The following is a 4,091-nucleotide window of genomic DNA, read 5'->3' as shown; positions in this document are numbered from 1 at the left end:
TTCATCTTCGCGCGGGACTTGCCGAACTGCATGACCTTCGAGCCGCCGCCCTGCGCGTTCGCGAGGAGGAACCAGAACAGGGCGCCGATGATGAGGAACGGCAGGAGGACGCTGAGCAGCGACAGGAACCAGTTCCCCTGCTGCACGCGGTCGGTGTAGCCGTCCGGCAGGTTCGCGGCGTCGACGGCCTTGATGACGTCCTCACCACGCGGGGTCGCGTAGTAGAACTGCTCGGTCGCGCCGTCCTTGAGCTTGAGGTCGACCCGCTGCTCGGTGGAGTTCACGACGACGGAGGAGACCTTGTCGTCGGCGAGCTGCTGCAGGCCCTTCTGGGTGTCGATCTGCTGGGTGCCGGCCTGACTGATGACCGCCCACCCGATCCAGATCCCCACGAGCGCGATCAGGATGTAGATGTACGGCCCGCGGAGGATTCGCTTGAAGTCCATGTGATCCGGGCAGGACGCCCGACACCTTTCTCTGCCGAAGTTGCGTGCAGGTCAGCATACGGCCGCGATTCTGTGGCGAGAATGGGTGTCCTCTGCGGGCGAACTCCACGATCCGCCGGGGTCAGCCGAACGCGCTCAGGAGTACACGTGCGGCGCGAGCACGCCGATGCCGCGCAGGTTGCGGTAGCGCTCGTCGAAGTCGAGGCCGTACCCCACCACGAAAGCATCTGGGATCTCGAAGCCGGCGTACTTGACGTCGACCTCGACCTTCGCCGCCTCGGGCTTGCGGAGGAGCGCGACGATCTCGACGCTCGCGGCACCGCGTGACTCGAGGTTCTGCTTGAGCCAGGACAGCGTCAGCCCGGAGTCGATGATGTCCTCGACGATGATGACGTCGCGGCCGTGCAGGTCGGTGTCGAGGTCCTTGAGGATCCGCACCACGCCGGACGACTTCGTGCCGGAGCCGTACGACGACACCGCCATCCAGTCCATCCGCGCCTGCATCTTGAGGTGGCGCGAGAAGTCGGCCATCACCATGACGGCGCCCTTGAGCACGCCGACGAGCAGCGGGTCCTTGCCCGCGTAGTCACGGTCGACCACCGCGGCGAGTTCGGCGAGCTTCTCGTCGATCTGCTCGGGGGTGAAGAGCACTTCGGACAGGTCTGCCTGGACGTCGGAGAGTTCCACCACAGCACTCTAACCGGCGGCGAAGGCCAAGCGGTCGCCGTCGCGGGACGCGCTGACCCCGGGCAGGGCGATCGGCCCCTGTCCGTGCCAGTCGGTGACGAGGCGGCACACCTCGAGGGTCTGCACGCGCGAGAGCGTCACCCCGAACTCGCTCTCGACCGCGAGCCGCACGAGCCGCTGCCGGAGGGCGGGCGGGTTCGCGGCGAGCTGCCGCACGGAGAGCGAGATGCCGGCCTCGGAGTGCTCGGCGAGGTCCTCCGCCATCTCCTCGGCGAAGTGGTCGAGCGCGGCGGAGTCCTCGCGCAGCTGGTCGGCCGTGCGGGCGAGGGCCTCCGGCACACCGGCGCCGAGCTCCCGTTCCAGCGCGGGCATCAGGGCGGTGCGGACACGCACGCGGCCGTACGCGGGGTCGTCGTTCTGCGGGTCGTCCCACGGCGCGAGGCCCGCGGCGACGCAGGCTGCGCGGGTGGTGTGGCGGCGGACGCCGAGCAGCGGTCGTCCGTAGGCCGGTCCGACGGTGCGGCGCGCGAGCGGCGGCATGCCCGACAGGGCGTCGGGCCCGCTCCCGCGGAGGAGCCCGAGCAGGACCGTCTCGGCCTGGTCGTCCAGCGTGTGCCCGAACAGCACCAGCGGCGACCCGGTCGCGGACGCGACCTCCGCGATCGACGTGTGCCGTGCCTCCCGGGCGGCGTTCTCGGGACCGCCTGCGGAACCGACCGCGACCCTGCGGACCGTCACCGGGTCGAGACCCAGCGACGCGGCCTGCCGGGAGGCGCGGATCGCGACCTCCGCGGAGCCCTCCTGGAGCGCGTGGTCGACCACCACGGCGCCGGCGCGCAGCGCCTGCTTCGGCGCCTCGAACGAGGTCGCCGCCGCGAGCGCGAGCGAGTCCGCGCCGCCGCTGAGCGCGACGAGCACGAGGTCCCCCTCGGTGACGACGCCGTCGGCACGGGCCGTCTCGAGCAGCACCCGCACCGCACGGCGGGTCTCGGCGGTCGCAGGGTCCAACCGGGGACGCGGGGAGTTCACCCGGTAACGTTAGCCGCGCTCACCGAACCACCGACAGACCAGGAGTGCACATGGCCGCGTACGACGTCGTCATCGAGATCCCCAAGGGCAGCCGCAACAAGTACGAGGTCGACCACGAGACCGGTCGCGTCTACCTCGACCGCGTGCTCTTCACGTCGTTCGTCTACCCGACCGACTACGGCTTCTTCGAGAACACCCTCGGGCTGGACGGCGACCCGGTGGACGCGCTCGTGCTCCTCGAGTACCCGGCGTTCCCCGGCGTGGGCGTGAAGGTCCGCCCGGTCGGCGTCTTCAAGATGAGCGACGAGGCCGGCAGCGACGCGAAGGTGCTCGTGGTCCCCGCGAAGGACCCGCGCTGGCAGCACATCCAGGACATCTCGGACGTCGACGAGCAGACGAAGGCCGAGATCGCGCACTTCTTCGAGCGCTACAAGGACCTCGAGCCGGGCAAGTGGGTCAAGGCCGACGGCTGGGGCGACGCCGCCGAGGCCGAGGAGATCGTGCAGGCCGGCCAGAAGGCGTACGTGCCCGCCGGTCACTGACGACGGGCAGCGGGCCGCGGACACGAGACCGCGGTCGCGCCCCCTGACGAAGAACGCGCCCCGCTGCTGCGGGGCGCGTTCTTCGTCAGGGGGCGCGAAACGGCGTCGCGCTAGAGCGAGCCGGTCGGACGGGCGACGTACGGCAGGAGCTGGTTCGGCAGCCAGACCGCACGCTCGACCACGCCGACGCCGGGTCGCGCGGCCTCGACCATCTGGCCGTTCCCGGTGTAGATCGAATCGTGGTAACCACCGCTGGCGGTTCCGTTGCTCGAGTAGAAGAGGATGTCGCCGGGCTGGCGCTGCGAGAGCGGGACGAGCCGGCCGATCGAGGCGAAGTAGTTGTACTGCCAGACGACGTTGTGCCCACCGGTCGCGACGCCCTGGGAGCCGTAGGCCATCATCACGAGGCCGGAGCAGTCCCAGGTGTTCGGTCCGGCGCCGCCGAGGACGTACGCGTCACCGAGCTGGGCCCTCGCGAAGGCGATCGCGCCCGAGGCCTTCGACGGGCTGCTCGGGACCGGGGTGGGGGTCGGCGTCGGCGTGGGGGTGGTCGGCTTGGGGGACGGGGTCGTCGGCTTCGGCTTCGACGGCGTGGGCTGCGACGGGGTCGGGTTGCTCGGGCTCGGCTTCGACGGGCTCGGGTTGGTCGAGGTGCCGGGGTTCGTGGTGGTCGTCCCGCCGGATCCGCTCCCGCCGGACGTGCTCCCACCGGACGTGCCGCCACCGGACGCGCTCCCGCCGTCTGCACTCCCGCCGGACGCGCTCCCACCGGACGCGTTCTGCCCGGACGAGGTGGTCCCACCCGTGTGCGACGCCAGGGCCGCTTCGGCCTGCTTCGCCTGCTGGGCGTTCCAGTAGGCCGTCTCGGTCGCCACGCTGGTGCCCTTGAGGAACGCGAGCTGCTCGAGCACCTGGCTCTGCTGGTCCTGCTCGCGCTGCAGGCGACCCTGCGCGGCGGACGCGGCGTCGTTCGCGTCGGCGAGCGCGGACTTCGTCGTCGCCGTCGCCGAGGCCAGCGCCGTCGTCGCCTGCCGCTGCTGGGCCGCGAGCGAGTCCACGGTGTTCTGGTCGGCCTGGGCCTTCGCGAGCACGTTCGCCGACCGCTCGGAGAGGTGCGACATCGTCCCGACCCGGTAGAGCAGGTCCTGCGAGTCCCGGGCGTCCACGAGCATCGACGTCGACAGGTCCCCGCCGCCGGTGCGGGCGAGTTCGACCACGAGCCCGGCCACCTGCCCCGCCGAGGCCTCAGCCGTCGCCTTGGCCCGCTTCGACTGGTCCGCGAGGTCGTCGAGGTCGGCCTGCGCCTGCTGCTGCTGGGACGCGGCGAGCGCGTAGGTCTGCGCGGCCTGCTGCTCGACGATGGAGGCCGGGTCCGCACTGGTCTGCA

5 protein-coding genes are annotated in these 4,091 nt (G+C 71.3%); 1 reads left to right on the top strand and 4 read right to left on the bottom strand.

Features of this window, described 5'->3' with window-relative positions:
- From I59_RS04290 to tilS, 3 genes are all read right to left on the bottom strand, one after another.
- The coding region (locus I59_RS04290) for an ATP-dependent metallopeptidase FtsH/Yme1/Tma family protein (RefSeq protein WP_031272833.1) at positions 1–446 on the bottom strand (446 nt) is incomplete at its 3' end.
- 135 nt (positions 447–581) lie between these two features.
- Positions 582–1,133 carry a hypoxanthine phosphoribosyltransferase gene (gene hpt / locus I59_RS04285; RefSeq protein WP_031272831.1) on the bottom strand — a complete coding sequence of 184 codons (552 nt, stop codon included), beginning with the start codon at positions 1,131–1,133 and terminating at the stop codon, positions 582–584.
- Positions 1,134–1,142: 9 nt separating this feature from the next.
- Positions 1,143–2,162 (bottom strand): tRNA lysidine(34) synthetase TilS, encoded by a 1,020-nt coding sequence (gene tilS, locus I59_RS04280; RefSeq protein ID WP_031272829.1) that lies wholly within the window; start codon positions 2,160–2,162, stop codon positions 1,143–1,145.
- A gap of 50 nt (positions 2,163–2,212) precedes the next feature.
- Here tilS and I59_RS04275 point away from each other — a divergent pair, with 50 nt between their 5' ends.
- Entirely contained in the window at positions 2,213–2,704 is a 492-nt protein-coding gene (locus I59_RS04275) for an inorganic diphosphatase (protein WP_022902808.1), read from the top strand.
- Positions 2,705–2,814: 110 nt separating this feature from the next.
- Here I59_RS04275 and I59_RS04270 read toward each other — a convergent pair.
- Positions 2,815–4,091, bottom strand: a 1,277-nt coding sequence (locus tag I59_RS04270; RefSeq protein ID WP_022902807.1) for a C40 family peptidase, incomplete at its 5' end; no start/stop codon positions are given.

Origin of the sequence: Curtobacterium sp. B8, assembly GCF_000333315.1 — a bacterium.
GTDB classification, from domain to species: domain Bacteria; phylum Actinomycetota; class Actinomycetes; order Actinomycetales; family Microbacteriaceae; genus Curtobacterium; species Curtobacterium luteum.
Note: the sequence above shows the minus strand (reverse complement) of the source record. Positions and strands in the feature narration are given on the sequence as shown.

Bases quoted from the DNA above. Each gene is read 5' to 3' on its own strand.
- I59_RS04275 (WP_022902808.1), top strand. From the start codon at position 2,213: ATGGCCGCGTACGACGTCGTCATCGAGATCCCCAAGGGCAGCCGCAAC.